The following is a 25,169-nucleotide window of genomic DNA, read 5'->3' as shown; positions in this document are numbered from 1 at the left end:
GGCTCGTCAGCCGAGCGCCCGGACCGCCGCCGTGAACACGACGGGCAGGCGTCGCGCAGCCGGCACGATCAGTCGCGCGGACGCGGGACGGTGACGTGCCGCGAGCAGCGCGCCGGTGAGCAGCCGGTGCCGCCGGGACAGGCGCCGCCAGGCGTTCTCGTAGTCCTGCGGGGCGTTCGCCCGAAGGCAGCGCACCAGCGCCTCGGCCGAGTGCAGTGCCAGCGACACGCCCTCGCCGGTGAGCGCGTCCGTGTAACCGGCGGCGTCGCCGACCAGCAGCACGCGTCCGGCCACCCGCGTGCGCACCCGCTGGCGCAGGGGCCCGGCACCGCGCGTCCGTGACCCGCCCGGCCCGTCCAGCCGCGCGAGGAGAGCGGGGAACTCAGCGAGATGCTCCGCGTAACCGCGCCGTCGTGAGCTCAGCACGGCGACACCCACGAGGTTCTCGCCCACCGGAGTCACGTACGCCTCGCCCCCCGCAGCCCAGTGGACCTCCACGAACTCGGTCCAGGGTGCGATCCGGTAGTGCCTCCGGAGCCCGTACCGCCGTGGCCGCCGGTCGGGAAGCTCCAGCCCGAGCCGGCGGCGCAGCGGGGAGTGCAGCCCGTCCGCGGCGACCAGCCAGCGGGCCCGCAGTCCTGCGGCCTCGATCTCGTCCCGACTCTGCCGCACACCGTCCACGTGACCGGGCAGGACTTTCACCCCGAGGTCCTCCGCCCGCCGGTGCAGCGCGGCGTGCAGGTCGGTGCGGCGCACGCCGAGCCCGTGGCCGTCGCCGAACGTCGCCTCCACCTGACGGCGTTCGTCGAGATAGCGAATCCCGCGCAGCCGCGCCCCGCCGACGTCCACGCCGAGCGATCGAAGAGCCGCTACGCCGCTGGGCATCAGCCCCTCGCCGCACGCCTTGTCGATGGGTACGGCACGCGGCTCGACGACGACCGCCTCCATCCCGGCCAGCGCGGCGTGGATCGCGGTGCCCAGGCCGGCCGGCCCGCCGCCGGCGACGAGGACGTCGATCACGCCCGCGCCGGGCCCGCGCTCCGCGCCCGTACCGGATCGGCGGCCGGGGGCAGCGAGGACAGGGCCGCGTTCTCACAGCGGATCCGCACCACCATCAACACGGCGTTGAGCACGGTGAACGCCGCGGCCGTCACCCACCCTCCGTACACCAGAGGCAGGGCCGCGCCCTCGACGGCCACCGCCACGTAGTTGGGGTGGCGCAGCCGCCGGAACCGGTACGGCCCGCTCGTCACCGGCGGCAGGCCGGGCACCACGATGACCTTGGTGTTCCACCGCCGCCCGAGCGCACCGATGCACCACCAGCGGAGCCCCTGCGCGGCGACGACGAGCACGAGCATCGGCCACCCGAGCGCCGGGGCGAACGTACGCCCGGCCAGGCCGGCCTCGAGGAGGCAGCCCAGGAGCAGACCGCTGTGCAGGACGACCATCCACGGATAGTGTCCCTGGCCGGTCACCAGCCCTCCGCGCGACAGGCTCCACCGCTCGTTGCGGCGGGCGACGACCAGCTCGGCGAGACGCTCGGCGCCGATGAGGAGCACGAGCAGGAGACACCACGACGAAAGCTGCCAGGACATCAGGCTCCTACCAGCGCAGAAGGACGAGTTCGGAACAGAATCCGGGGCCCATCGCGAGGAGCAGCCCCCAGGAGCCCGCGGGCGGTGGACGCATGGTGAGAGTGTCCCGCAGGACGTGGAGCACCGACGAGGAGGACAGGTTGCCGGTCTCGGTCAGGGAGCTCCATGTCAGGTCGAGCGCGCCCGCGGGCAACCGCAGGCTCTCGGCGACGGCCTCCAGGACCTTCGGGCCGCCGGGATGGCAGACCCAGGCCGTCACGTCGTCGATGGTGAGGCCGTGGTCGCCGAGGAACCGGTGCACGTCGTCGGCCAGGTGGGCGCGCACGACATCGGGAACGCCCGCGTCGAGCACCACCCGGAAGCCGCGGTCACCGACGTCCCAGCCCATGATCCGCTCGGAGTCGGGATAGAGATGACTGCGGCTCGCCATGACGGACGGGCCGGCGGACGGGCCGGCGGACGGGCCGGCTGTCTTGGACGGCCGCTCGTGCCCGCAGGCCACGACGGCGGCCGCGCCGTCGCCGAAGAGCGCGCCGGCGACCAGGTTGGGAATGGAGGCGTCGTCGGGCTGCAGGGTGAGGGAGCAGAGCTCGACCGAGAGCAGCAGGGCGACCTCGCCGGGGTGGCCGCGCAGGTAGTCGTGCAGCCGGGCGATCCCGGCCGCGCCCGCGACACAGCCGAGGCCGAACACCGGGACCCGCTTGATGTCCCGGCGCAGGCCGAGCCGGCCGACCAGCCTCGCGTCGATCGAAGGCGCCGCGATGCCGGTCACCGAGGTGCACATGATCATGTCGACGTCGGCCGGTACGAGGCCGGCCGCGTCGAGTGCGCCGCCTATCGCCTCGGCGCCCAGCTCGACCGCGGCCTCGATGAAGATGTCGTTCGCCGCGCCGAAGCCGTCGAGCTTCGCGTACTCGTCGATCGGCAGGACGAGGTTGCGGTGGCCGACCCGTGCTCCGGCGTGCAGCCGGTCGAGCAGCCGCCGGTCGGCGCCTTCCGGCAGGCAGATGCGTGCGAAGGCATCCGTGATCTCGGCCTGGGTGTAGCGATGGGAGGGAAGGGCGCCGTGGACGGCGGCGATTCGGCTCATGTGTCCCCTGGGGTCGCAGGAGCGGACACTCCCCTTACTGCCCCCGTTCGCGGACCGGCAAGCCTCACGCGGTCGAGCGGGCGGACCGCGGTCGCCGGTCACGCCCACGGTCGCCGGTCACGCCTACGATCGCCGTTCGCGCCTACGATCGACGCCATGACGGTCGGCGGGTCACCTGGGCGGGAACTCGGCTCGCGGGCCGGGCAGGGTACGGCGGCGGCCGTCGGGCTGCTGCGCGCCTGCCACCCCGAGCCGACCGTGGCGGTGACCGTTCTCGTCACGGCCCTCGCCGTGGCGAGCGGCCGCGGCGCGAGCGGATGCGTGCTGGTCGCGGTGGCGATCCTCACTGGTCAGCTGTCGATCGGCTGGTGCAACGACGCGGTGGACGCGGACCGGGACACGCGGGCCGGGCGGACCGGCAAGCCCATCGTCGGCGGGATGGTGAGCGCGCGCACGGTGCGCACCGCCGCCGTCGTCGCCCTCGTGCTGTGCGTACCGCTGTCCCTGGCCTCCGGGCCCCTGGCGGGCGCGGTGCACCTGACCGGCGTCGCCGCGGCGTGGGCCTATGACCTCGGGCTGAAGGCCACCGTGCTGTCATGGCTGCCGTACGCGATCGGGTTCGGCATCCTGCCGCCGTTCGTGACGCTCGGGCTGCCGGGACGGCCGTGGCCGGCCTGGTGGGCCGTCCTCGCGGCGGCGTCCCTCGGCTGCGGGGCGCATCTGGCCAACGTGCTGCCGGACATCCCCGCCGACCTGGCCACCGGCGTACGCGGCTGGCCGCAGCGGCTCGGCGCGGCCGGAGTGCGACTGCTGGTTCCCGTGCCGCTGCTGGCAGCGTCCGGGCTGCTCGTCCTCGGCCCGTCGGGATCTCCCGGCGTCGCGAGCTGGGTCGCGCTGGCGGTGGCGGGCGCGCTCACCGCCGCCGGGCTCGCGCTGGGCGGCCGCTCTCCGCGATTGCCCTTCGCGGCGACGATCGCCGTCGCCGCGGTCGACGTCGTACTCCTGCTCGCCCGCGGAACCGAGATCACGGCCCGCTGACCCTTCATGGACGAAGGGTCGCGGACGTGAACCTATTCCGTGTCCGGCCGGGTGGGCCGGTCCGGCGTGGAGAGGGAACGGGAGTCCAGGACGACGCGGGTGCCCGGTCCGCCGGCGACCTGGAGGGTGCGCAGGTGCAGCAGCGCCGGGTGCTCCTCGAGCAACCGGGCGGTGTTGGCCAGCGATCGCAGAGCCGCCGCCTCACCGCGTGCCCGCTCCAGTTCCGCACGTCCGTGCTCGCGGGCGAGCAGGGTCTCCTGCGCGGCGCGGCGCAGCTCGCCCGGCAGCATCAGATCGCGTGCGCGAGCCTCCGTCACGGAGATGCCGAGAGGGGCCGCGCGCTCGGCCAGGACCTCGACGAGCCCCGAGGACAGCCGGACGCGCTCGGTGAGCAGGTCCTCCAGCGTCGCGGTGGACACCGAGTCCCGCATCGCCTCCTGGACGGCGGCGTACAGAACGAGCTGCGTGGACTCGGCGCCCGTCGTGAAGACCACCGGGTCGGCGACCACCCAGCTCACGACCACGCTGACCCGGACCGTGATGCCGTCCTGGGTGATGACCTCCTGGCCGTTGACGTTGAGCAGGCGCGGCCGCATCTCCACGGTCACGAGTTCCGAGCGCTTCGCCCGGTAGCGGTGCCGCCCGGGCTCCAGCACCCGATCCAGGCGGCCGTCGACGAACAGCAGGACCCGCTGCCACTCCATCACCGTCACATGTGCCATGGCCCACCTCCGTGATGACTCGGGTGACCGGATCTGATCCGGGACGGGCGGCACCCCTCGCCCGCGGGGGCAGGGCGGGGGCGTCCCCGGCGAAGCCGGGAGCCCGCAGAGCCGTGCGACCCGATGCCACCGAGGTGGCGAGGCGAAGAGCGCCGCCCGCGTGAGGAGTCGAACCTCAGGGTCGGAACCCGGCCACGGTTGGGACGCCACGATGCGCAGAACGCCGACCGGCGATGCCGGGGCGCTGCTCAGAACAGCATCCGAAGATCAAGGTAGGACCGGACGACCGCGAGCGCGAGTGGTTTTCCGCGCGATTGATCCAGATAGTCCCAGCTGGCCCCAGGTGGTCGCGGACTGTCCGGGCCGTCCGGGCCCCGGGCCCGGGCAAAGACGGGGAATTCGCTCTACCAGCCGCGGTTGCGCCACTCGGGGATGGCGGGCCGTTCCTTCCCCAGCGTGGTGTCCTTGCCGTGACCGGGATAGACCCAGGTCGTGTCCGGCAACCGGTCGAAGACCCGCTCGGTCACGTCGGTGAGCAGCTGGTTGAACAGCGAACGGTCTCCCCACGTGTTGCCGACGCCGCCGGGGAACAGGCTGTCGCCGGTGAACAGGTGCGGGGATTCGGTCAGCTCGCCGCCGGCGTCGTACAGCAGCGCGATGGATCCCGGCGTGTGGCCGCGCAGATGGATGACCTCCAGGCTGGACCGGCCCACACGTACGGTGTCGCCGTTCTCCACGTACTCGCCGACCGGTATCGGGAACACCTCCGCGTCGTGCGGGTGCGCGACGAGGGGGGCGTGCGTCGCCTCGGCGACCTGGCCGAGCGCCTGCCAGTGGTCCTGGTGCCGGTGGGTGGTGACGATCCGGCCGAGCGGGCCGTCGCCGATCAGTTCGAGCAGCCGGGTGCCCTCGTTGGCGGCGTCGATGAGCAACTGCTCGCCCGTGGCGGCGCAGCGCAGGATGTAAGCGTTGTTGTCGTACGGTCCGACGGCGACCTTGGTCACGGTGAGGCCCGGCAGTTCGCGGACGTCGGGCGCGCCGCCGACCTGGACATCTCCGGTGTAGGTCATGTGCTCCTCCAGTCGTTGACGAACGCCTGCGGCCAGGTGGGCGGCTCGGGCAGCGGGGCGTGACGAGGTCGCCGCCGCCGGTTCGACCGGTTCGCCGTCTCGAGCTCGGCGAATGCCGTCCGCCGGTCGTCCATGCGGTGATCCTCTCGTCGACGGCCCTCTCATCTTCCCTCATGCCGCCGGTGAGATCGCGTGCCGGGCCGTACGGGCTCCCCGCGGCGAGGACCGAACCACTCCGGTGGTTCCGGTCGCGGCCATACTTCGAACACGTGTACGGTCTCGGGAGTGTGGCGAGCGGGGGAGGCTTCGTTCGGGACAATCCTGTCCTACCCCCTCGCTAGCCTGGGAGTGACCCGTCTGTCACCAGGGCCTAGGGGAAACCGGTACGCATCGTGCATGACCGTTTGATCGTTCGTGGCGCTCGCGAGCACAATCTGAAAGACGTCTCCCTCGACCTGCCGAGGGACGCGTTGATCGTTTTCACCGGCCTGTCCGGGTCCGGGAAGTCGAGCCTCGCCTTCGACACGATCTTCGCCGAGGGGCAGCGGCGCTACGTCGAGTCGCTCTCGGCCTACGCCCGCCAGTTCCTCGGCCAGATGGACAAGCCCGACGTCGACTTCATCGAGGGCCTGTCGCCGGCGGTCTCGATCGACCAGAAGTCGACGAGCAAGAACCCGCGCTCCACGGTCGGCACGATCACCGAGGTCTACGACTACCTGCGGCTGCTCTACGCCCGGATCGGCCACCCGCACTGCCCCGAGTGCGGCCGCACGATCAGCAGGCAGACCCCGCAGCAGATCGTCGACAGGATGCTCGAGTTCGCCGAGGGCACCCGCTTTCAGGTGCTCGCGCCGGTGGTGCGCGGGCGCAAGGGCGAGTACGCCGAGCTCTTCCGGGAGCTGCAGTCCAAGGGCTTCTCCCGCGCCCGCGTCGACGGCGTGATCATCCGGCTCGACGAGCCGCCCAAGCTGAAGAAGTACGAGAAGCACGACATCGCCGTGGTCGTCGACCGGCTCGCCGTCAAAGCCTCGGCGCGGCGGCGGCTCGCCGACTCGGTCGAGACCGCGCTCGGCCTGGCCGGCGGCACCATCGTGCTCGACTTCGTCGACCTGCCCGAGACCGACGAGGGCCGCGAGCGGATGTTCTCCGAGCATCTCTACTGCCCCTATGACGACCTGTCCTTCGACGAGCTCGAGCCGCGGTCGTTCTCGTTCAACTCGCCGTACGGCGCCTGCCCCGACTGCACCGGGCTCGGCACCCGCATGGAGGTCGATCCCGACCTCGTCGTTCCCGACCCGGAGAAGACCCTCAACGAGGGCGCCATCCAGCCGTGGTCCAACGGCCATGTCAGCGACTACTTCCTGCGGCTGATCGGCGGTCTCGCCGACGCGCTCGGCTTCGACCTCGACACGCCCTGGGAGCGGCTGCCGGCCAAGGTCCGCAAGGCCGTGCTGAACGGCTACGACACCCAGGTGCACATCAGCTACAGCAACCGCTACGGCCGCAGGCGCTCCTACTACACCAGCTACGAGGGCGTCATCCCCTGGGTGCAGCGACGGCACGCCGAGTCCGAGAGCGACACCACGCGGGAGCGCTTCGAGGGCTACATGCGGGAGATCCCCTGCCCGACCTGCGAGGGCGCCCGGCTCAAGCCCGTGGTGCTCGCGGTGACGGTCGGCGACCGGTCGATCGCCGACGTCGCGGCCATGCCGATCGGCGAGTGCGCCAAGTTCCTGCTCGCCCTGGAGCTGAACGATCGGGAGCGGCACATCGCCGAGCGGGTCCTCAAGGAGGTCAACGCGCGCCTCGGGTTCCTGCTGGACGTGGGTCTGGACTACCTGACCCTCGACCGGGCGTCGGCCACCCTGGCGGGCGGCGAGGCGCAGCGGATCCGGCTGGCCACCCAGATCGGCTCGGGACTCGTGGGTGTGCTCTACGTCCTCGACGAGCCCTCCATCGGGCTGCACCAGCGCGACAACCACCGCCTGCTCGAGACCCTGGTACGGCTGCGCGACATCGGCAACACCCTGATCGTCGTCGAGCACGACGAGGACACCATCCACGCCGCCGACTGGGTCGTCGACATCGGCCCGGGTGCCGGCGAGCACGGCGGCGAGATCGTCGTCTCCGGCACGGTCACCGACCTGCTCGAGTCGGCGGACTCGATGACCGGGGCCTACCTTTCGGGGCGCCGGCAGATCGCCGTCCCCGAGCTCCGCCGCAGGCCCGAGAAGGGCCGCGAGCTGGTGGTGAAGGGCGCCCGCGAGCACAACCTGCGGGGCGTCGACGTCGCGTTCCCGCTGGGGGTGTTCACAGCGGTGACGGGGGTGTCGGGGTCCGGCAAGTCCACGCTGGTCAACGACATCCTCTACAACTCACTCGCCAAGCAACTGCACGGCGCCCGCACCGTCCCCGGCAAGCACCGCCGGATCACCGGTGTCGAGCACCTCGACAAAGTGGTCCATGTCGACCAGTCGCCGATCGGGCGCACGCCGCGCTCCAACCCGGCGACCTACACCGGCGTGTTCGATCACGTGCGTAAGTTGTTCGCCCAGACCACCGAGGCGAAGGTGCGGGGCTACCAGCCGGGCCGGTTCTCCTTCAACGTCAAGGGCGGCCGGTGCGAGAACTGCTCCGGTGACGGCACCATCAAGATCGAGATGAACTTCCTGCCGGACGTCTACGTGCCGTGCGAGGTGTGCCACGGCGCCCGCTACAACCGCGAGACGCTCGAGGTGCACTACAAGGGCAAGACGATCTCCGAGGTCCTCGACATGCCGATCGAGGAGGCGACCGGTTTCTTCGAGTCGATCCCGGCGATCCACCGCCATCTGCGCACCCTGCAGGACGTCGGGCTCGGCTACGTGCGGCTCGGGCAGCCCGCTCCGACGCTGTCCGGGGGCGAGGCACAGCGGGTCAAGCTGGCCTCCGAACTGCAGCGCCGCTCCACCGGCCGCACCGCGTACGTGCTCGACGAGCCCACGACGGGCCTGCACTTCGAGGACATCCGCAAGCTGCTCGGCGTGCTCGGCCGGCTCGTCGACGGCGGCAACACAGTGATCGTCATCGAGCACAACCTCGACGTGATCAAGACCGCCGACTGGGTCATCGACATGGGCCCGGAGGGCGGCTCGCGGGGCGGCACGCTCGTCACCGCGGGCACCCCCGAGGACGTCGCCGAGGTGCAGGAGAGTTACACGGGGCAGTTCCTCGCCAAGATGCTCGACGGTTGACCGCGGGTTCGGCGACGGGGGCCCGGCGATCGTGGAACTCCGGGGCCACCGGAGGAGCCGGGTTGCCCGGACCGCGGTGGCTGGCCGGCCGCGTCGGCTAGGCTGGGCCGGCCGCTCCGCCCGGTCACCGCGACCCCTGATCACGACCCTGATCAGCGGAATCACCGTGCGGGCGACGTCGCCCGCGCCCACCCGCCGGCGACTTCGGACGGCGATTGAACCGCTCGCACGGTTCTCTCGTGTTGAGGGGTGTCATCGACGAACCGCGATGAGGCATTCACGGAGGATCACCTATGCAGCGCAAGTCCACAGCGGACGTGGAGAACGACGTGCAGAGCTCCGTCCCCCCTGTCACGCCACCACCCGGCGAGCCGGCGGGGAACACCAGACGCGGACTGCTGATGGGCGTTGGGATCGTCGGGGTCGCCGGCGTCGTCGCGGCATGTGGCAGCTCGGATGACGGCGGCGGTTCCGGCGGTTCCGGCGGCTCCGGCGGTTCCGGGGGCGACGGCGGCTCCGGAGGCGGCGGCGGCTCCGGAGGCGGCGGTGCCGCGCTCGCCAAGGTGAGCGACATCCCGGTGGGCGGGGGCAAGATCTTCCCCGATCAGAAGGTCGTGGTGACCCAGCCGCAGCAGGGCACCATCAAGGCGTTCAGCACGACCTGCACGCACCGGGGCTGCCCCGTCGGGTCCGTGTCGGGCGGAACGATCAACTGCGCGTGCCACGGCAGCAAGTTCAAGATCGATGATGCCTCCGTCGCCGCGGGGCCGGCGTCCGAGCCGCTCGAGGCCAAGCAGATCACCGTCGAGAGCGGCGAGATCAAGCTCGCCTGACCGACACACCCCCTGGGCGAGCTTCCCGCCTTCCGCGCGAACGGCTACGAGATCACGCCGCGAGATCATGGTGATGATCGTGATGCCGCAGCCGTTCGGGGCGTTACGGCGTCGGGTCGGGCTCGGGCATGTCGGCGCGGAACCGCGGGAGCGCGTCCGGGTGCTCGTCCCGGATGTAGGAGACCAGCCGCTCTCGGACGTCACAGCGCAGGTCCCACGCGCTCGCCGAGTCGGCTGCGCTCATGAGCGCGCGCAACTGGATGAGCCCGTTGGGCAGGACCTCGGTGACCTGGAGCACCCACTCCCGCCGATCCCAGAGCGGGTGGTCGGAGAGGAACTCGTGCAACTTCTTGCGCAGGTCGTCGACCGGTACCGCCCAGTCGACGTGGATCAGTACCGAGCCGATGACCCGGCTCTCGTGCCGAGTCCAGTTCTCGAACGGGTTCTCGGCGAAGTACGACACCGGCAGGATCAAGCGCCGCTCGTCCCAGGTCCGGACCACGACGTTCGACAGGGTGAGCTCCTCTATCCGGCCCCACTCGCCCTCGACCACGACGACGTCGTCCAGCCGCAGCGCGTCGCTGAAGGCGAGCTGGATCCCGGCGAAGAGGTTGCCGAGCATTGGGCGGGCGGCGATTCCCACGACCAGCCCCGCCACCCCCGCGGAGGCGAGCACTCCGGCGCCCAGGGCCCGTACGGCCGGGAACGTGAAGAGCGCGGTGCCCACGGCGAGCACCACCACGATGGCCGACGCGATGCGCCGCAGGAGGAGCATCTGCGTCTGGGCCCGCCTGGCCCGCCGGTTCCGCTCGCCCTCGACCCGGCCGAGCCGGGTCAGGGCGGGGTCGGTCAGGGCGTAGGCGATCCGCAGGACCAGCCAGGTGGTCGTGCCGATGACTCCGATCCACAGCGCGTGCCGCGCGATCCGCTCCGTGTCCACGCCGAGCGAGCTGGTCGGGAGTGCGGCGTGGACGCTCACCACGACGGCCGTGGCGAAGCCCGGGTAGGCGCAGCGCCGCGCCGCGGCGCGCATCCCCGGACGACGGCGGGAGAGCGGTCCCGCGAGCAGGCGGCGCACCACCTCGACCGCGACCACCGCGGCGGTGACTGTTGCGGCCAGAACGGCCCATTGGTGGAACGGGGACAAGGAACGCGACCCTCCCGCGAGACGGCTCGGTCAGATGATCTATGTCAGGGATCCATGTCCGTTCCAGCGGAGTCGGAACGAGATCCGGGTTACAGCCGACCGACCGGCGGGCCCGGGCTCCGGCGCGGTGGAACCGTCGGTGGATCCCACTAGGCTGGAATGATGGCAGATCCGGCGACCTACCGGCCGTCCCCCGGCTCCATTCCCGAATCGCCGGGGGTCTATCGATTCCGCGACGAACAAGGTCGCGTCATCTATGTGGGCAAGGCCAAGAACCTGCGCTCACGGCTCAATTCGTACTTCGCCGACTTCGCCGGGTTGCATCCGCGCACGCAGACGATGTTGCAGACGGCTGCGAACGTGACGTGGACCATGGTCGGCACCGAGGTCGAGGCGCTTCAGCTCGAATACTCCTGGATCAAGGAGTTCGATCCCCGGTTCAACGTCCGCTACCGCGATGACAAGTCCTACCCCTACCTCGCCGTCACGCTCGACGAGGAGTTCCCGCGGGTCATGGTGATGCGGGGGGCCAAGCGCAAGGGGGTCCGTTACTTCGGGCCCTACTCCCACGCCTGGGCGATCAGGGAGACGGTCGATCTGCTGCTCCGGGTGTTCCCGCTGCGTACCTGCAAGCCGGGTGTGCTCAAGCGGGCCCAGCAGACCGCGCGGCCCTGCCTGCTCGGCTATATCGACAAGTGCTCGGCGCCCTGCGTCGGCCGGGTCTCACCGGCCGAGCACCGGCTGATCGCCGAGGAGTTCTGCGACTTCATGGCGGGCAACAGCTCCCACTTCATCAAGCGGCTCGAACGCGAGATGCGCGAGGCCGCGGCCGTTGAGGAGTACGAGCGCGCCGCGCGGCTGCGCGACGACATCCAGGCGCTCGCGCGGGCGCTGGAGAAGCAGGCGGTCGTGCTCGGCGACAACACCGACTGCGACGTCATCGCCCTGGCCGAAGACCAGCTCGAGGCCGCGGTCCAGGTCTTCTACGTGCGCGGTGGCCGGATCCGCGGGCAGCGCGGCTGGGTGGTCGACAAGGTCGAGCAGGTCGGCACGGGCGACCTCGTCGAGCACTTCCTGATCCAGGTCTACAGCGAGAGCGATGCGGTGCCGCGCGAGGTCCTGGTGCCCGCCGATCCACCCGACGCCGAGGCGATGACCGAGCTGCTCGGCGAGCAGCGGGGCGGTCCGGTACGGCTGCGGGTGCCGCAGCGCGGCGACAAGAAGGCGCTCATGGAGACCGTCGCCCGCAACGCGCACGAGGCGCTGAAGCAGCACAAGACCCGCAGGGCGAGCGACCTGACCACGCGCAGCAAGGCGCTCCAGGAGATCCAGGAGGCGCTCGACCTCGACCAGGCGCCCCTGCGGATGGAGTGCTACGACGTCTCCAACCTGCAGAGCACCAACATCGTCGCGTCCATGGTGGTCTTCGAGGACGGCATGGAGCGAAAGAGCGAGTACCGCCGGTTCAAGGTCCGGGCGGTCGAGGGCCAGGACGACGTCCGCTCGATCCACGAGGTCATCACCCGGCGGTTCAAGCGCTACCTCGCCGAGCGCGAGCAGGCGCCGCCCGCCGACTCCGCCGACGGCGTCCTCGCTTCGTACGGATTCGCCGGCGACGAGCCCGCCGGCCCCGCTGACGGGACCGGCCTTGCCGGCGGCACCGGTCCGGTGGGCGGCACCGGTTCGGCCGGCGGCCTTGACTCCGCCGATGGCGGCGAGGAGGGCCAGGGCGCGTACCAGCCCATCGACCCCGAGACCGGCAGGCCGCGTAAGTTCGCCTATCCGCCCAACCTCGTGGTCGTCGACGGCGGCGCTCCGCAGGTCGCGGCGGCCCAGCGGGCGCTGGACGAGCTCGGTGTCGACGACATCGCCGTCTGCGGGCTGGCCAAGCGGCTGGAGGAGGTCTGGCTGCCCGGCGAGGACGATCCGGTGATCCTTCCACGGGGTAGCGAAGGTCTTTATCTGCTGCAGCGGATGCGCGATGAAGCCCATCGGTTTGCGATCACTTTCCATCGCGCCAGCCGCTCCAAGGCCATGACGGCGAGCGAACTCGATAACGTTCCGGGTCTGGGGCCGACACGCCGTACGACGCTGCTGAAACATTTCGGCTCCGTGCAGCGTCTTAAGCAGGCGACGCCGGACCAGATCGCGGAGGTTCCGGGCATCGGGCGCCGGACGGCCGAGACGATCGCGGCGGCGCTGCACGGGCAGCGTGGAGATGGAGGGAGGCCGAGGTGACGGGCAACGCGCAACTACCGGACATCGTCATCATCACGGGGATGTCCGGAGCCGGCCGCAGCACGGCCGCGAAGTCGCTGGAGGACCTCGACTGGTTCGTGGTCGACAACCTGCCGCCCGGGCTGCTGGCGACCATGGCCGATCTCGGCGGCCGGCTGCAGGGGGCCGTGCCGCGCATCGCGGTGGTGGTCGACGTGCGCAGCCGTGCCTTCACGACCGATCTGCGCTCCTCGATCGAGGAGCTCGAGGCGCGCGGCGTGCGGCCGCGCGTCGTGTTCCTGGAGGCCGGTGACGACGAGCTGGTCCGGCGGTTCGAGAGCGTGCGCCGCCCGCATCCGCTGCAGGGGGACGGTCGGCTGGTCGACGGCATCGCGCGCGAGCGCGAGGTGCTGCGCGAGGTCCGCGGTGAGGCCGATCTGGTGCTCGACACCTCGCGCCTGAACGTGCACGAGCTGCGCGCCAAGATCGTCGGCTTCTTTGGTGACGACACCGGCGAGTCGAGCCTGCGGGCCACGGTCGTGTCGTTCGGCTACAAGTACGGCCTGCCGGTCGACGCCGACCTCGTCGTCGACTGCCGGTTCCTGCCGAACCCGCACTGGGTGCCGGATCTGCGGCCGAGGACCGGTCTCGACCACGCCGTGCGCGACTACGTGCTCGGCCAGCGTGGGGCCAAGGAGTTCCTCGACGCCTACACCGAGGTCCTGCGGCTGCTCACCGAGGGCTACGAGCGCGAGGGCAAGCACTACGTGACACTGGCCGTCGGCTGCACGGGCGGCAAGCATCGCAGCGTGGCCATGGCCGAGCAGCTCGCCGCGAGGCTCCGCGACGAGAACCTCGAAGTCCAGGTCTCCCACCGTGACCTCGGCCGTGAGTAGGTCTGGGCACGACATGGGCGGCGAGCCCCCGGCCGCGCGGGACGCCGCTTACGACACCGGCCCGGCCACGACGGGGCGTGCGACTCCGGACGCGGGGCCCAGGGTCGTCGCGCTCGGCGGCGGTCACGGCCTCTACGCGTCGCTGTCGGCGCTCCGCCGGGTCACCGAACGGCTCACCGCCGTGGTCACGGTGGCTGACGACGGCGGCTCCAGCGGGCGGCTCCGCGAGGAGCTGGGGGTGCTGCCGCCCGGCGATCTGCGCATGGCCCTCGCCGCCCTGTGCGGTGACGACGACTGGGGGCAGACCTGGAGCCGGGTGGTCCAGCACCGGTTCCGCTCCGAGGGGCACCTGCACGGGCACGCCGTCGGCAACCTGCTGATCGTCGCGCTGTGGGAACTGCTCGACGACCCGGTCGCGGCGCTGGAGTGGGTCGGCCGGCTGCTCGGCGCCCAGGGCCGGGTGCTGCCGATGACGGTGACGCCGCTCGACATCGTCGCCGAGGTCCAGGGGGCCGATCCGGCCCGGCCGCACGACGTCACCCGCGTGCGCGGCCAGGTGGCCTGCGCGCGGACCCCGGGTAAGGTGCGCAGCGTCTCGCTGGTCCCGCCGGATCCGCCGGCCTGCGCCGAGGCGCTCGCCGCCATCGAGAACGCCGACTGGGTCGTGTTCGGGCCCGGGTCGTGGTTCACGAGCGTGCTCCCGCACCTCCAGGTGCCCGAGCTGGCGCGAGCGTTGACGACCACCCGGGCGCGGCGGATCGTCGCGCTCAATCTGATGCCACAGCCGGGGGAGACCGATGGTTTCTCACCGCACACCCATCTGGAGGTGCTGCAGGCACATGCGCCCGATCTCCGCGTCGACGTGGTCCTCGCCGACCGCGCCGTCGTCGATGATCCAGAGGCGCTGGACAAAGCCGTACAGGCGCTCGGCGGGACTCTCGTGCTCGCCGACGTCGCTGCGGACGATGGCTCGCCCAGGCACGATCCGGCCAGGCTCGCCCATGCCTTCGTACAGATCTTCGGGACTGACGAACGGGCGAGATGGGATGGTCGAGACTGCCTGTAGCGGGTGATTCACTATGGGGGAGGGGTTACATCTATGGCGATGACCGGCGTGGTGAAGGACGAGCTGAGCAGGCTGTCCATCATGAAGCCGTGCTGTCGCAAGGCCGAGGTGTCGACGCTGCTGCGATTCGCCGGGGGGCTGCACCTGGTCAGCGGGCGCATCGTGATCGAAGCCGAGCTCGACACCGGATCCGCCGCACGGCGTCTGCGCAAGGACCTCTCCGAGGTGTTCGGGCACACTTCGGACGTGGTCGTGCTCGCGGCGAGCGGTCTGCGCAAGGGCAACAGGTACGTGGTGCGGGTGTTCCGGGACGGCGAGTCGCTGGCCCGGCAGACGGGGCTGATCGACAATCACGGGCGCCCGGTGCGGGGGCTGCCGCGGCACGTGGTCGCGGGAGGCGCCTGTGACGCCGAGTCCGCGTGGCGCGGAGCGTTCCTCGCGCACGGCTCGCTCACCGAGCCGGGGCGGTCGATGTCGATGGAGGTGACCTGTCCCGGTCAGGAGGCGGCGCTCGCGCTGGTCGGCGCCGCCCGGCGGCTCAAGATCCACGCGAAGGCGCGGGAGGTCCGCGGCGTCGACCGGGTCGTGGTGCGCGACGGTGACGCGATCTCGGCATTGCTCACCCGGCTCGGCGCCCACGACTCCGTGCTGGCCTGGGAAGAGCGGCGGATGCGGCGCGAGGTCCGGGCCACCGCCAACCGCCTCGCGAACTTCGATGACGCCAACCTGCGCAGGTCCGCACGGGCGGCGGTGGCGGCCGGAGCCCGGGTGGCCCGCGCACTCGAGATCCTGGAGGGCGAGGCGCCCGAGCATCTCGTGGCGGCCGGCCGGCTGAGGCTGGAGCACAAGCAGGCGTCCCTCGAGGAGCTCGGCCAACTGGCCGACCCGCCGCTCACCAAGGACGCGATCGCGGGGCGCATCCGCCGGCTGCTGGCGCTGGCCGACAAGCGGGCGGGGGACCAGGGCTTGCCGGGTACCGAGGCGAACCTGACGGCGGACATGCTCTCGCCCTAGCCACGGGTGGAGACCGTCGCGTCGCCCCGCCGTTGCGGGGGCGACGTGACGGTCATGCCGCGGCCGTGCGACGGCCCGGATGATCGGCCGGCTGTGTTCAGCCTCCGGGAGCGGCCGGGCTGGCGGCGCCGTGCCACGCCGGCCGTCACCGTGGCCGGCGGCTTCAACTGGCGGCGGTCCTTCGGCGAGGGCATGGCCGAGATCTTCCGGGACCAGGTCCTGAGCGCGCCGCGCGAGCTGTTCGACATCGTCGACGAGACCCAGGTCAAGGCCCACCTCGCCGAAGTGCCGCCCAAGCGCCCCAGCCAGAGTTGGAACGTCTACACGCTCAGCGTCCTACTGTCCGGCGCCTGGCGGGAACCGGTGCCGGACCTGCCGGAGGTCACCGTCCCCGCCCCGTCCTGACGATTCCCGGTTGTTTTCTGTAGGCCTCTATCTGTAGGCCTGGTCGAAACGGCCCTGGGCACTCGCGTCGAATCAATGTCCATGGCTTCGGTCACGGGTCAGAGGCGAATGCGAACGGCAGAGGTTCACCGCATATGGGCGGTTTTTTATGAACGTCAGATGAACGTCGCCGCAATCGAGTCAACCCTCCGTACCTCCCGGGTGTCTTTTGGCCAAAGACAATTCGACGGAGGAGAGCTGTGCGCACTTACCTCGCGCTCGCCGCCCGCGAAGCGGGCGTTCCCATCCGGCACCACGTTCTCGAAGCCGCCCGGCGGGCGATCGGTGAGGCGGTTCCGGTGCCGGTCGACCGCTGGCGCACCGCCGAGTGGCGTGCCCCGGGCGATGGGGTGGTGGTGCTCTCCTGGTCGAACGAGCCCGAGGACGCCGGTCTGCCGGAGCAGTTGACCGGCGGAGCGGACCGGGTGCTCGGTTACTGCGGCTACCTCGGTGACCGCAAGCCGGACGAGGACCTGCTCGTCGGGGCCGATGACCTCGGTGCCGCCGCCGACACCCTGGGTGGCGTGTTCTCCCTCTTCCGAGCCGACGCCGGCGGCTTCGAGGCGGCCACCTCGATCAGCCGGGCGTGCCCGATCTACTACGCGGAGGCCGGCGGCGTCCGGTTCGCCGGCAGTCGCGCCATCCTGGTCCACCTGGCCGCGCGCGCCGCTGAGACGGGCCTGTCCCGTCCCGGGCCGGCCTATGACGTGCTGGGCCTGCACACCATGGTGCGGCACGGCTTCTTCGCCTCGGAAGAGACGCCCTTCCAGGGTGTCTCCGCGCTGCCGAACTCGGGGACGCTCATAGCCCGCCATGGGACGGCCCTGAAGGTCGTCGAGCGGGAACTGCCCGAGCAGGGGCCGGTGCCGCGGAGCCGATCGGAGGCCCGCGCCCGCATCGAGCCGCTGGCCGAGGCTCTGCTCGCGGCCTGCGTCCCGTTCCGGCAGCACGACCGGCCGGTGCAGCTCGCGCTGTCCGGCGGGCGCGACAGCAGGCTGATCGCCGCAGCGCTCTCCGCCCAGGACATCCCCTTCGTGGGCGCCACGCACGGCTTCGCCGACCACCCCGACGTCGTGCTGTCCAAACGAGTGGCGGACGCCCTCGGGGCCGAGTGGATGTGCGATTTCACCGAGCGGCGCGATGACGACACCGTCGAGGTGCGGCACCCGGTGCTGCGGGCCCACGACATCGTGCGCATGTGCGAGGGCATGAACTCCGCCTACGAGCGGGTCAACGGCTGGAGGAGCTTTGACGCGCAGCCCCGCTCGTCGGGATCCGGAGGGGAGCGGCTGCGCGGCGGGTTCCTCACCGATCAGGACGACATCACGCCGGACGGCGTGGACCGGCGGCTGAAGGTCATCTTCGCGGCGCAGCACCAGTTGCTCACCCCCGAGGCCAACGCCCGAGCCGAGGTGCGGCTCGACCACTGGCGTGAACGAGCTCGCGCCGACGGCATCGACGTGCTCGACAAACTCCACATGTTCTACCGGACCGGCCGCTGGCTGGCCGGATCGCACACGGCCACCTTGATGAACTGGTGTTATTACCACCCCTTCCTCGACGCGAGGGTGGTACGGGAGGCCCTCGCGCTCCCGGCGGAATGGCGCTACAGCGAGGAACCGGTCTACCTCCTGCTGGAGCGGCTGGCTCCGCAGCTCGGTCACATTCCCTTCGACGGCAAACGGTGGCGCTTTGACCGCTCCCGCCCGCGGCTGCCTTGGAAGCGGCGGGAGTGGGAAGGGAGAGCGCCGATGCTGCCGGCCGGGGGGACGTCGGGTTTCAACTGGCGCCGGAAGTACGGCCCCGAGCTCGCGACGGTCATGCGGGAGCAGATCCTGAGCTCGCCGGCCGAGCTCTGGGACATCGCCGACCGCAAGAAGATCGAGCCTCTTCTCGATCAGATACCGCCGAAGAAGGCCAGCCAGAGCTGGCACCTGCTCACCCTCAGCGTCCTGCTGTCGAACATCTGGCGGGAGCCCGCTCCCGACCTTCCCAGAGTGTCGATCCCGATCCCCCGGTAGCGCGACGCACCCACCGGGCCGCGCGGGCTCCCCACCTTCGCCCGGTCCATTGGTCTAGACCAACCTGGTCTAGACCAATAGACTGTCCCGTGGTCCGCCGCCCGGTGATGATCGGGTGAGGCTCCGGGGAGGGCGGCGGGCCTTTCCAGGGGTTCCGTCCCGGTTCTTCCAGCTCGGACGCACCGTGCCCTCACCCGCCAGCGGGACGGCTTCGGTGGTCCGATAGGGTCTCGATGGGGCACCCCTGGTGTCACGTTGCCGGCGGCCCGGGCAGAAACCGGGCGATACGACGTACGAGGAGAGCAGTTCCGTGACCATCCGGGTAGGCATCAACGGTTTCGGCCGGATCGGCCGAAACTTCTTCCGCGCCCTGCAGGCGAGCGGTGCCGACGTCGAGGTCGTCGCTGTCAACGACCTGACGGACAACGCGACCCTCGCCCACCTGCTGAAGTACGACAGCATTCTCGGCCGCCTCGGCCAGGACGTGAAGGCGACCGACAACGAGATCGTCGTGGGCGACAAGACGATCAAGGCGTTCGCCGAGCGCGACCCCGCCAACCTCAAGTGGGGCGAGCTGGGCGTCGACATCGTGATCGAGTCCACCGGGTTCTTCACCGACGCCGAGAAGGCCAAGGTGCACGCGGAGAACGGCGCCAAGAAGGTCATCATCTCGGCGCCGGCCAAGAACGAGGACGTCACCATCGTCATGGGCGTCAACGACGACCAGTACGACGCGGCGGCGCACACGATCATCTCGAACGCGTCCTGCACGACCAACTGCCTCGGACCGATGGCCAAGGTCCTACATGACACGTTCGGCATCGAGCGCGGTCTGATGACCACGATCCACGCGTACACCCAGGACCAGAACCTGCAGGACGCCCCGCACAAGGACCTGCGCCGGGCCCGCGCCGCCGCGCTGAACATCGTCCCGACCTCGACCGGCGCCGCCAAGGCGATCGGACTGGTGCTGCCCGAGCTCAAGGGCAAGCTCGACGGCTACGCGCTGCGGGTCCCGGTGCCGACCGGCTCGGCCACCGACCTCACCGCCACGCTCGGCCGCGAGACCACCGCCGAAGAGGTCAACGCGGCGATCAAGGCGGCCGCCGACGGCCCCCTCAAGGGGATCCTGACCTACACCGAGGACCCGATCGTGTCGGCCGACATCGTCACCGACCCGGCGTCCTGCATCTTCGACGCCGGGCTCACCAAGGTCATCGGCAACCAGGCGAAGGTCGTCGGCTGGTACGACAACGAGTGGGGCTACTCAAACCGCCTCGTCGACCTCGTCAAGCTCGTCGGTTCCGGCATCTAGTCACCGTCCCTCACCGCCGCGATCCGCGCTCGCCCCGGGCGAACGCGCGATCGCGGCGGTTCACGGTTGGAAGGAGTCCGATGCGGACGATCAACGACCTCGACGTGCGGGGCAGGCGGGTTCTGGTCCGGCCGGACCTGAACGTCCCGCTGGACGGCGGGAAGATCACAGATGACGGCCGGATCCGGGCCAGCGTGCCTACCATCCAAGAGCTCGCCGGCCGCGGCGCACGCGTGATCGTGTGCGCGCACCTCGGCCGGCCCAAGGGAGAGGTCAGGCCGGAGCTGTCGCTGCGGCCCGTGGCCGACCGCCTCGGTGAGCTGCTGGGCGCCGACGTGCGGTTCGCGGCCGACGTCGTGGGCGAATCGGCGGCCGAGATCGCGAAGTCCCTCGCCGACGGTGAAGTGGCGCTGCTCGAGAACCTGCGATTCGAGCCGGGTGAGACCAGCAAGGACGACGACGAGCGCGGCGCCTTCGCCGAGCGGCTGGCGGGGCTCGCCGAGCTCTACGTCGGCGACGGCTTCGGGGCGGTCCACCGCAAGCACGCCAGCGTCTACGACGTTCCGCAGCGTCTGCCGCACGCGGCCGGCGGTCTGGTCGTCGCCGAGGTCGAGGTGCTCCGCAGGCTCACCGGCGACCCGGCCAGGCCCTACGTCGTGGTGCTCGGCGGGGCGAAGGTCTCCGATAAGCTCGGCGTGATCGCCAGCCTGCTCACCAAGGTCGACCGGCTGATCGTCGGCGGTGGCATGGCCTACACGTTCCTCAAGGCCCAGGGGCACGAGGTCGGCAGGTCGCTTCTGCAGGAGGACCAACTCGACCAGGTGCGCGGATTCATCGAGGACGCCGACCGGCGGGGCGTCGAGCTCGTGCTGCCGGTCGATGTGCTCGCGGCCACCGGCTTCGCGCCCGACGCCTCGTACGACGTCGTCGACGCGACCGCGATCCCGGCCGACCGCGAGGGGCTCGACATCGGGCCGCGCAGCCGGGAGCTGTTCGCCGGCCGGCTCGCCGACGCGGCGACCGTGTTCTGGAACGGCCCGATGGGCGTGTTCGAGTTCGAGGCCTTTGCGGGCGGTACCCGGGCCGTCGCGGAGGCGCTCATCGCCTCGGACGCCTTCACTGTCGTGGGCGGTGGCGATTCCGCCGCGGCGGTGCGGTCGCTCGGCCTGCCCGAGGACGGTTTCTCGCACATCTCGACCGGCGGCGGAGCGAGCCTCGAGTACCTCGAGGGCAAGACGCTGCCCGGTCTCTCGGTTCTGGAGGACTGACCATGGCCAAGGCCACGCCGAAGGGCGCCGTGCCCGGGACCACGGGGCGCAAGCCGCTCATGGCCGGCAACTGGAAGATGAACACCACGCACCTCGAGGCGATCGGCATCGTGCAGAAGATGGCGTTCGCCCTCAAGGAGGCCGACTACGAGGCGGTGGAGGCCTGCGTCCTGCCTCCTTTCACCGCGATCCGCAGCGTCCAGACGCTGGTCGACGCCGACCGGCTCCAGATCCGGTACGGCGCGCAGGACGTGTCGGCGCACGAGAAGGGCGCCTACACCGGCGAGATCTCGGCGCTGATGCTGGCCAAGCTGGGCTGTTCGTACACGCTGGCGGGGCACTCCGAGCGCCGGCAGTACCACCACGAGGACGACGCGCTGGTGAACGCCAAGGTGAAGGCGGCGTTCAAGCACGACCTCGTGCCGATCATGTGCGTCGGCGAAGGTCTCGAGGTGCGCAAGGCGGGCGAGCACGTCGCCCACACCCTCGCCCAGGTCGAAGGCGGGCTGAACAAGATCCCGGCCGACCAGGCACGCCGCATCGTGATCGCCTATGAGCCGGTCTGGGCCATCGGCACGGGCGAGGTGGCGACCCCGCAGGACGCCCAGGAGGTGTGCGCGGCGGTCCGAACCCGGCTCGCCGAGCTATATGACGGCGATCTGGCCGATCAGGTACGTATCCTGTACGGAGGGTCGGTCAAGAGCGACAATGTCGCCGGCATCATGGTCCAGCCGGACGTCGATGGCGCTCTGGTCGGTGGCGCGAGCCTCGACCCGGCTGAGTTCGTGAAGATCTGCAGGTATCGTGGCCTGCTGGTCTGAGATGCGGGTTCTGCTGAATGAAATGACCGAACGACGTACCCTCATAGCGGACGGGTAAAACCGCTCGACCCGGCCGCCGTCCAAAGTCGAGAACGCTCTCCGCGTAGGCGGGGTGGCCCAGAGAAGGCGCTGAACAACTGTGATCATCGCAATGTCCATCGTGCTCATCGTCACGAGTCTGCTGATGGTGCTGCTCGTCCTGCTCCACAAGGGCAAGGGCGGAGGCCTGTCCGACCTGTTCGGTGGCGGCGTCACCTCATCGCTGGGCGGCTCGTCCGTCGTCGAGCGCAACCTCGACCGGCTGACGATCGGCACTGGTGTGATCTGGTTCGCCGCGATCGTGGCTCTGGGGCTGCTACTGAAGTCCCAGGGTTCCTGAGCCGCGTTCCTGAGCCGGGTCCGAGTCATGTGAGCGCCGTGCCACCGGGGTCTGGTGGTCACGGCAGAACAAGGAGTAGTCCGTGGGTAGTGGCAACGCCATTCGGGGCAGCCGTGTCGGCGCCGGCCCGATGGGAGAAGCCGAGCGCGGGGAGTCTGCTCCCCGGGTGTGGATCTCGTTCTACTGTGCCAACCGGCACGAGACCCGCCCCAGTTTCGCCAATGATGTTGCGGTTCCGGACCAGTGGGACTGCCCTCGCTGCGGCTTCCCGGCCGGGAAGGATCCGCACAACCCTCCCGCGCCGCCGAAGACCGAGCCCTACAAGACGCACCTCGCCTATGTGAAGGAGCGGCGCAGTGACGCCGACGGCGAGGCCATCCTCGAAGAGGCCCTCGCGAAGCTCCGCCGCAAGCGTGCGGCGGTGCGCGCCGCGATGGAGGCCGCGGCCAAGGGCTGACGCCTCCTCCCGTACGGCCCGATCACCCGCTAGGGAAGGTCGGGCCGTTCTGCATTTCCCGGTTTTCCGCATCTCCGGGTCTCCTGATCTCCCGGCCGGGCCGGTGCGCGATGACCTGGGCGCCTTCTCAGGCCAATCGCTGACAGTCGCTTTCCGTTAGGGCAGCATGCTCAGATGCGCAATCCCTTCTTCGCCCGGCTGCTCACCCGCTGCGGGGCTCGCAACGAGCAACGCGGCAACGCCGACCTGCGCCGGGAGATGCTGGCCGGGTTGTCCGGGCGGGTGGTGGAGGTCGGGCCGGGCACCGGCCTGAACTTCCCGCACTACCCGGACACCGTGGCCGAGCTGCTGGCCGTCGAGCCCGAGGTCTATCTGCGCGAGCGGGCCGGCGAGGCGGCCGCGGCGGCGCCCGTGACGGTACGGGTCGTCGACGGCACGGCCGAACGGATCCCGGCCGACGACGCCTCGGTCGACGCGGTCGCGCTGTCGGGTCTGCTCTGCTCGGTGCCGGATCAGGCGGCGGCGCTCGCCGAGTTCCGCAGGGTGCTCCGGCCCGGGGGAGAACTCCGCTTCTACGAGCACGTGCGCAGCCGTGCCTCCGCCTTCGCCGCGTACCAGGACGCGATGGACGCGGTGTGGCCGCGGATCATGGGTGGTTGCCGCCCGAACCGTGACACCTACACCGCGATCAAGGACGCGGGCTTCCACATCGTCTACTGCCGCGGCTTCATCTTTCCGCCGTCCGCGCGGCTGTCGGTGGTCTCGCCGCGCATCATCGGCGCAGCCCGCGTCTGATGCCGGGCCCACAGCGCTCGCAGTGCCGCGTTGACGGTGTCCGGCCGTTCGACGAACATCACGACGACGGTCCCGTAGGAGTGCTCGACGGCCTGGCCGCGCGCCGAGAGACCGCCTGGCGAGCCGGTCAGCCGGTCTCGGCCGGCACCGGCGGAGTCATCGTGAACGTTTGCTGCCCGCCGGGCACGTCGCCCTCCACCGTCGCGCCGCCGATCTCGTAACGATCGAATGCGAAGGGCAGCCCGGCGGCCACCAGCACGCTCGGGTGGTCCATCAGCTGGAAGTGCAGGTGCGGCTCGGAGGAGTTGCCCGAGTTGCCGCACTCGGCGAGTTGCTCACCGGCCGTGACCCGCTGGCCCTTGCGCACGCGTACGGATTTCCGTCGCAGATGGGCCATGGCCGCGTACACGCCGTCGCCGAGGTCGAGGATGACGTGGTTGCCGAGAATGCGGCTCGGCCCGGTCAGCTCGCGCAGCATTCCCTCGACTAGGACGTACACCAGGCCCGGCCAGGAATTGCGGCTCCAGTGGTCGCGCTCGCGCTGGTGCACCCGTACGACCACGCCGTCGGCGGGTGCCAGCACGGGCCGGCCGAAGCTCGGGAACTCCTCCGGCCGGCGAGCCGGTGGCCAGCGGTGCACGCCCTTCCAGGGAGTGCCGTCCGTGGGCGTGTGCACGAGGTCGACGGCGTAGGCCTGACCGTAGCCGTGGGTGCCGTGGCTGGGGACCTTGTCGGCGGGGCTGTTCACCGGAATCCAGTCACCCTGGACCGGCGGGCTCACCTGGATGGGATCGCGGCGCACATATCCGAGGGGAAGGAAGGACGTGCCCACGCCGATCACGATCATCACGATTCCGGCCAGTACGAGCCAGCCGAGCTGGTACCACCCGGGGATCACGCACAGAAGGATGCCCGCGACCGTGAGCGGCATCCGGATCCGGGCGAGGTAGATGGGGAATTTGCGGCGCATCTTCTGCTCCCGACAGTGTTCGTTGAAGAAGTTCGTTGAAGAAGTTCGTTGACGATCCGAGGGATCTCACCGGCGGGTGGCCGCCAGCACGGTGAGGAGGGGGACCACGCGTTCGCCGGGCACTGCGTACTGGCCGCGGGCCGTCGTGCGCAGCCAGCCGGCGGACACCAGCTGGCGCAGGTGGTGGTAGAGCTGTCCGGTCGTGCCGAGCCGCTCGTGCTCGCTGAGCTCGGCCGTGGTGCGCGAGCCGTGCAGGATCTCGCGGAGCAGCAGCAACCTCACCGGATGAGCCAGGGCGGTGAGTGCCGCCCCGGCCTCGGACCAGTCGTCGGCCAAGAGCTCATTGACCCCTTGACCCTGCTGCCATTCGTACTCCTCCCCGGTGGGGAGGGTGGCGGTGCCGGTGAACAGCACCGCCCCCGGGTCCGTGACCCGTTCCCTGAGACCTCTGAGGGCCCAGAAGACCTCGGGATCGAGTTCGCCGGTGCGGTTCGCCGGTGTCTTGGCCACGGCCTCGAGCTCGTCGACCCGCGCCTCCAGGCGCGCCAGCCGGTCGGCGAGGCCGGAACTTCGCTCAGTGCCCTCGGTCACGACCTAAGGATTACGCAACTACGTAATTCCGTCAAACTGAGATCCGCTGCGGCCCGCGCCGCCGGGTGCCCCTCGGCGCGGACCGGCGACCGGTACGCTGGGCGGGTCGCGACTGGCGCAGACAAGGTGGAGACCACCACCGGGGAGCGAAGGCCGCCCGTACACCGCGCGCCTGGGTGAAGGGCAT

Annotated in this window: 24 protein-coding genes and 1 riboswitch; of the genes, 15 read left to right on the top strand and 9 right to left on the bottom strand. The window is 70.8% G+C overall.

Features of this window, described 5'->3' with window-relative positions; translation table 11 throughout:
• Positions 1 to 6 precede the first annotated feature (6 nt).
• From HKK74_RS19880 to HKK74_RS19870, 3 genes are read right to left on the bottom strand one after another with little or no spacing between them, the layout of a single operon-like run.
• Positions 7 to 1,020 carry an NAD(P)/FAD-dependent oxidoreductase gene (locus HKK74_RS19880; RefSeq protein WP_187244744.1) on the bottom strand — a complete coding sequence of 338 codons (1,014 nt, stop codon included), beginning with the start codon at positions 1,018 to 1,020 and terminating at the stop codon, positions 7 to 9.
• Positions 1,017 to 1,595 carry an isoprenylcysteine carboxyl methyltransferase family protein gene (locus HKK74_RS19875; protein ID WP_187244743.1) on the bottom strand — a complete coding sequence of 193 codons (579 nt, stop codon included), beginning with the start codon at positions 1,593 to 1,595 and terminating at the stop codon, positions 1,017 to 1,019. The genes HKK74_RS19880 and HKK74_RS19875 overlap by 4 nt, the downstream gene beginning before the upstream one ends.
• A 7-nt stretch (positions 1,596 to 1,602) precedes the next feature.
• Positions 1,603 to 2,685 carry a type III polyketide synthase gene (locus HKK74_RS19870; RefSeq protein WP_187244742.1) on the bottom strand — a complete coding sequence of 361 codons (1,083 nt, stop codon included), beginning with the start codon at positions 2,683 to 2,685 and terminating at the stop codon, positions 1,603 to 1,605.
• Positions 2,686 to 2,841: 156 nt separating this feature from the next.
• Between HKK74_RS19870 and HKK74_RS19865 the strand changes: the two genes are divergently transcribed.
• Positions 2,842 to 3,723 carry a UbiA family prenyltransferase gene (locus tag HKK74_RS19865; RefSeq protein ID WP_187244741.1) on the top strand — a complete coding sequence of 294 codons (882 nt, stop codon included), beginning with the start codon at positions 2,842 to 2,844 and terminating at the stop codon, positions 3,721 to 3,723.
• Between the two features lie 32 nt (positions 3,724 to 3,755).
• Here HKK74_RS19865 and HKK74_RS19860 read toward each other — a convergent pair whose 3' ends face one another.
• The 3 genes from HKK74_RS19860 to HKK74_RS19850 all read right to left on the bottom strand — a co-directional run bounded on the left by HKK74_RS19860 (position 3,756) and on the right by HKK74_RS19850 (position 5,649).
• A complete protein-coding gene (locus HKK74_RS19860; RefSeq protein ID WP_187244740.1) occupies positions 3,756 to 4,445 on the bottom strand; it encodes a slipin family protein in 690 nt (229 codons plus the stop codon).
• A 404-nt stretch (positions 4,446 to 4,849) separates the two neighbouring features.
• On the bottom strand, positions 4,850 to 5,515 hold the full coding sequence (locus tag HKK74_RS19855) for an MBL fold metallo-hydrolase (protein WP_187244739.1): 666 nt from the start codon (positions 5,513 to 5,515) through the stop codon (positions 4,850 to 4,852).
• Positions 5,512 to 5,649, bottom strand: a complete 138-nt coding sequence (locus HKK74_RS19850) for a hypothetical protein (RefSeq protein ID WP_187244738.1) — start codon at positions 5,647 to 5,649, stop codon at positions 5,512 to 5,514. The genes HKK74_RS19855 and HKK74_RS19850 overlap by 4 nt, the downstream gene beginning before the upstream one ends.
• A gap of 258 nt (positions 5,650 to 5,907) precedes the next feature.
• Between HKK74_RS19850 and uvrA the strand changes: the two genes are divergently transcribed.
• Entirely contained in the window at positions 5,908 to 8,748 is a 2,841-nt protein-coding gene (gene uvrA, locus HKK74_RS19845; RefSeq protein WP_187244737.1) for an excinuclease ABC subunit UvrA, read from the top strand.
• A gap of 293 nt (positions 8,749 to 9,041) precedes the next feature.
• Complete coding sequence (locus HKK74_RS19840) at positions 9,042 to 9,581, top strand: Rieske (2Fe-2S) protein (RefSeq protein WP_222722482.1); 540 nt, start codon at positions 9,042 to 9,044, stop codon at positions 9,579 to 9,581.
• A gap of 103 nt (positions 9,582 to 9,684) precedes the next feature.
• Here HKK74_RS19840 and HKK74_RS19835 read toward each other — a convergent pair whose 3' ends face one another.
• Positions 9,685 to 10,728, bottom strand: a complete 1,044-nt coding sequence (locus tag HKK74_RS19835) for a mechanosensitive ion channel family protein (protein WP_187244736.1) — start codon at positions 10,726 to 10,728, stop codon at positions 9,685 to 9,687.
• Positions 10,729 to 10,890: 162 nt separating this feature from the next.
• On the opposite strand from HKK74_RS19835, the gene uvrC reads away from it, so the two are divergent.
• The 12 genes from uvrC to HKK74_RS19775 all read left to right on the top strand — a co-directional run bounded on the left by uvrC (position 10,891) and on the right by HKK74_RS19775 (position 23,421).
• The gene (uvrC, locus tag HKK74_RS19830; RefSeq protein WP_187244735.1) at positions 10,891 to 12,966 is read left to right on the top strand and encodes an excinuclease ABC subunit UvrC; all 2,076 of its coding nucleotides are present in this window, start codon (positions 10,891 to 10,893) and stop codon (positions 12,964 to 12,966) included.
• Positions 12,963 to 13,841: an RNase adapter RapZ gene (gene rapZ / locus HKK74_RS19825; RefSeq protein WP_187244734.1), complete on the top strand. Its 879-nt coding sequence runs from the start codon at positions 12,963 to 12,965 to the stop codon at positions 13,839 to 13,841. Before uvrC ends, rapZ begins: the two co-directional genes overlap by 4 nt.
• A gap of 13 nt (positions 13,842 to 13,854) precedes the next feature.
• On the top strand, positions 13,855 to 14,907 hold the full coding sequence (locus HKK74_RS19820) for a gluconeogenesis factor YvcK family protein (protein ID WP_187244807.1): 1,053 nt from the start codon (positions 13,855 to 13,857) through the stop codon (positions 14,905 to 14,907).
• Positions 14,908 to 14,940: 33 nt separating this feature from the next.
• Positions 14,941 to 15,921: a DNA-binding protein WhiA gene (gene whiA / locus HKK74_RS19815; protein ID WP_187244733.1), complete on the top strand. Its 981-nt coding sequence runs from the start codon at positions 14,941 to 14,943 to the stop codon at positions 15,919 to 15,921.
• Positions 15,922 to 16,014: 93 nt separating this feature from the next.
• On the top strand, positions 16,015 to 16,326 hold the full coding sequence (locus HKK74_RS19810) for a hypothetical protein (protein ID WP_187244732.1): 312 nt from the start codon (positions 16,015 to 16,017) through the stop codon (positions 16,324 to 16,326).
• 239 nt (positions 16,327 to 16,565) lie between these two features.
• Positions 16,566 to 18,386: an asparagine synthase-related protein gene (locus HKK74_RS19805; protein WP_187244731.1), complete on the top strand. Its 1,821-nt coding sequence runs from the start codon at positions 16,566 to 16,568 to the stop codon at positions 18,384 to 18,386.
• A 310-nt stretch (positions 18,387 to 18,696) separates the two neighbouring features.
• Positions 18,697 to 19,701 (top strand): type I glyceraldehyde-3-phosphate dehydrogenase, encoded by a 1,005-nt coding sequence (gene gap / locus HKK74_RS19800; RefSeq protein ID WP_187244730.1) that lies wholly within the window; start codon positions 18,697 to 18,699, stop codon positions 19,699 to 19,701.
• 80 nt (positions 19,702 to 19,781) lie between these two features.
• Positions 19,782 to 20,969: a phosphoglycerate kinase gene (locus tag HKK74_RS19795; RefSeq protein ID WP_187244729.1), complete on the top strand. Its 1,188-nt coding sequence runs from the start codon at positions 19,782 to 19,784 to the stop codon at positions 20,967 to 20,969.
• Between the two features lie 2 nt (positions 20,970 to 20,971).
• Positions 20,972 to 21,790, top strand: a complete 819-nt coding sequence (tpiA, locus tag HKK74_RS19790) for a triose-phosphate isomerase (protein WP_187244728.1) — start codon at positions 20,972 to 20,974, stop codon at positions 21,788 to 21,790.
• A gap of 151 nt (positions 21,791 to 21,941) precedes the next feature.
• On the top strand, positions 21,942 to 22,169 hold the full coding sequence (gene secG / locus HKK74_RS19785; protein ID WP_222722481.1) for a preprotein translocase subunit SecG: 228 nt from the start codon (positions 21,942 to 21,944) through the stop codon (positions 22,167 to 22,169).
• A gap of 82 nt (positions 22,170 to 22,251) precedes the next feature.
• Positions 22,252 to 22,626: an RNA polymerase-binding protein RbpA gene (locus tag HKK74_RS19780; RefSeq protein WP_187244726.1), complete on the top strand. Its 375-nt coding sequence runs from the start codon at positions 22,252 to 22,254 to the stop codon at positions 22,624 to 22,626.
• Positions 22,627 to 22,800: 174 nt separating this feature from the next.
• On the top strand, positions 22,801 to 23,421 hold the full coding sequence (locus HKK74_RS19775) for a class I SAM-dependent methyltransferase (RefSeq protein ID WP_187244725.1): 621 nt from the start codon (positions 22,801 to 22,803) through the stop codon (positions 23,419 to 23,421).
• A gap of 127 nt (positions 23,422 to 23,548) precedes the next feature.
• On the opposite strand, the gene HKK74_RS19770 is transcribed toward HKK74_RS19775, so the two are convergent.
• Together HKK74_RS19770 and HKK74_RS19765 are read right to left on the bottom strand one after the other, a co-directional pair.
• On the bottom strand, positions 23,549 to 24,391 hold the full coding sequence (locus HKK74_RS19770) for a M23 family metallopeptidase (protein ID WP_187244724.1): 843 nt from the start codon (positions 24,389 to 24,391) through the stop codon (positions 23,549 to 23,551).
• 66 nt (positions 24,392 to 24,457) lie between these two features.
• On the bottom strand, positions 24,458 to 24,982 hold the full coding sequence (locus HKK74_RS19765) for an ArsR/SmtB family transcription factor (RefSeq protein ID WP_187244723.1): 525 nt from the start codon (positions 24,980 to 24,982) through the stop codon (positions 24,458 to 24,460).
• Between the two features lie 98 nt (positions 24,983 to 25,080).
• Positions 25,081 to 25,167, top strand: a riboswitch (ZMP/ZTP riboswitch).
• The last annotated feature ends 2 nt before the right edge of the window (positions 25,168 to 25,169 follow it).

The organism is Actinomadura alba, assembly GCF_014323705.1.
In the GTDB taxonomy this organism is placed as follows: Bacteria; Actinomycetota; Actinomycetes; order Streptosporangiales; family Streptosporangiaceae; genus Actinomadura_C; species Actinomadura_C alba.
Note: the sequence above shows the minus strand (reverse complement) of the source record. Positions and strands in the feature narration are given on the sequence as shown.

Excerpts from the sequence above, each read along its gene's own strand:
- HKK74_RS19875 (WP_187244743.1), bottom strand. The coding sequence starts at position 1,595 with ATGTCCTGGCAGCTTTCGTCGTGGTGTCTCCTGCTCGTGCTCCTCATC.
- HKK74_RS19870 (WP_187244742.1), bottom strand. The coding sequence starts at position 2,685 with ATGAGCCGAATCGCCGCCGTCCACGGCGCCCTTCCCTCCCATCGCTAC.
- HKK74_RS19865 (WP_187244741.1), top strand. The coding sequence starts at position 2,842 with ATGACGGTCGGCGGGTCACCTGGGCGGGAACTCGGCTCGCGGGCCGGG.
- HKK74_RS19860 (WP_187244740.1), bottom strand. The coding sequence starts at position 4,445 with ATGGCACATGTGACGGTGATGGAGTGGCAGCGGGTCCTGCTGTTCGTC.
- HKK74_RS19855 (WP_187244739.1), bottom strand. The coding sequence starts at position 5,515 with ATGACCTACACCGGAGATGTCCAGGTCGGCGGCGCGCCCGACGTCCGC.
- HKK74_RS19850 (WP_187244738.1), bottom strand. The coding sequence starts at position 5,649 with ATGGACGACCGGCGGACGGCATTCGCCGAGCTCGAGACGGCGAACCGG.
- HKK74_RS19840 (WP_222722482.1), top strand. The coding sequence starts at position 9,042 with ATGCAGCGCAAGTCCACAGCGGACGTGGAGAACGACGTGCAGAGCTCC.
- uvrC (WP_187244735.1), top strand. The coding sequence starts at position 10,891 with ATGGCAGATCCGGCGACCTACCGGCCGTCCCCCGGCTCCATTCCCGAA.
- HKK74_RS19820 (WP_187244807.1), top strand. The coding sequence starts at position 13,855 with ATGGGCGGCGAGCCCCCGGCCGCGCGGGACGCCGCTTACGACACCGGC.
- whiA (WP_187244733.1), top strand. The coding sequence starts at position 14,941 with ATGGCGATGACCGGCGTGGTGAAGGACGAGCTGAGCAGGCTGTCCATC.
- HKK74_RS19795 (WP_187244729.1), top strand. The coding sequence starts at position 19,782 with ATGCGGACGATCAACGACCTCGACGTGCGGGGCAGGCGGGTTCTGGTC.
- tpiA (WP_187244728.1), top strand. The coding sequence starts at position 20,972 with ATGGCCAAGGCCACGCCGAAGGGCGCCGTGCCCGGGACCACGGGGCGC.
- secG (WP_222722481.1), top strand. The coding sequence starts at position 21,942 with ATGTCCATCGTGCTCATCGTCACGAGTCTGCTGATGGTGCTGCTCGTC.
- HKK74_RS19775 (WP_187244725.1), top strand. The coding sequence starts at position 22,801 with ATGCGCAATCCCTTCTTCGCCCGGCTGCTCACCCGCTGCGGGGCTCGC.
- HKK74_RS19770 (WP_187244724.1), bottom strand. The coding sequence starts at position 24,391 with ATGCGCCGCAAATTCCCCATCTACCTCGCCCGGATCCGGATGCCGCTC.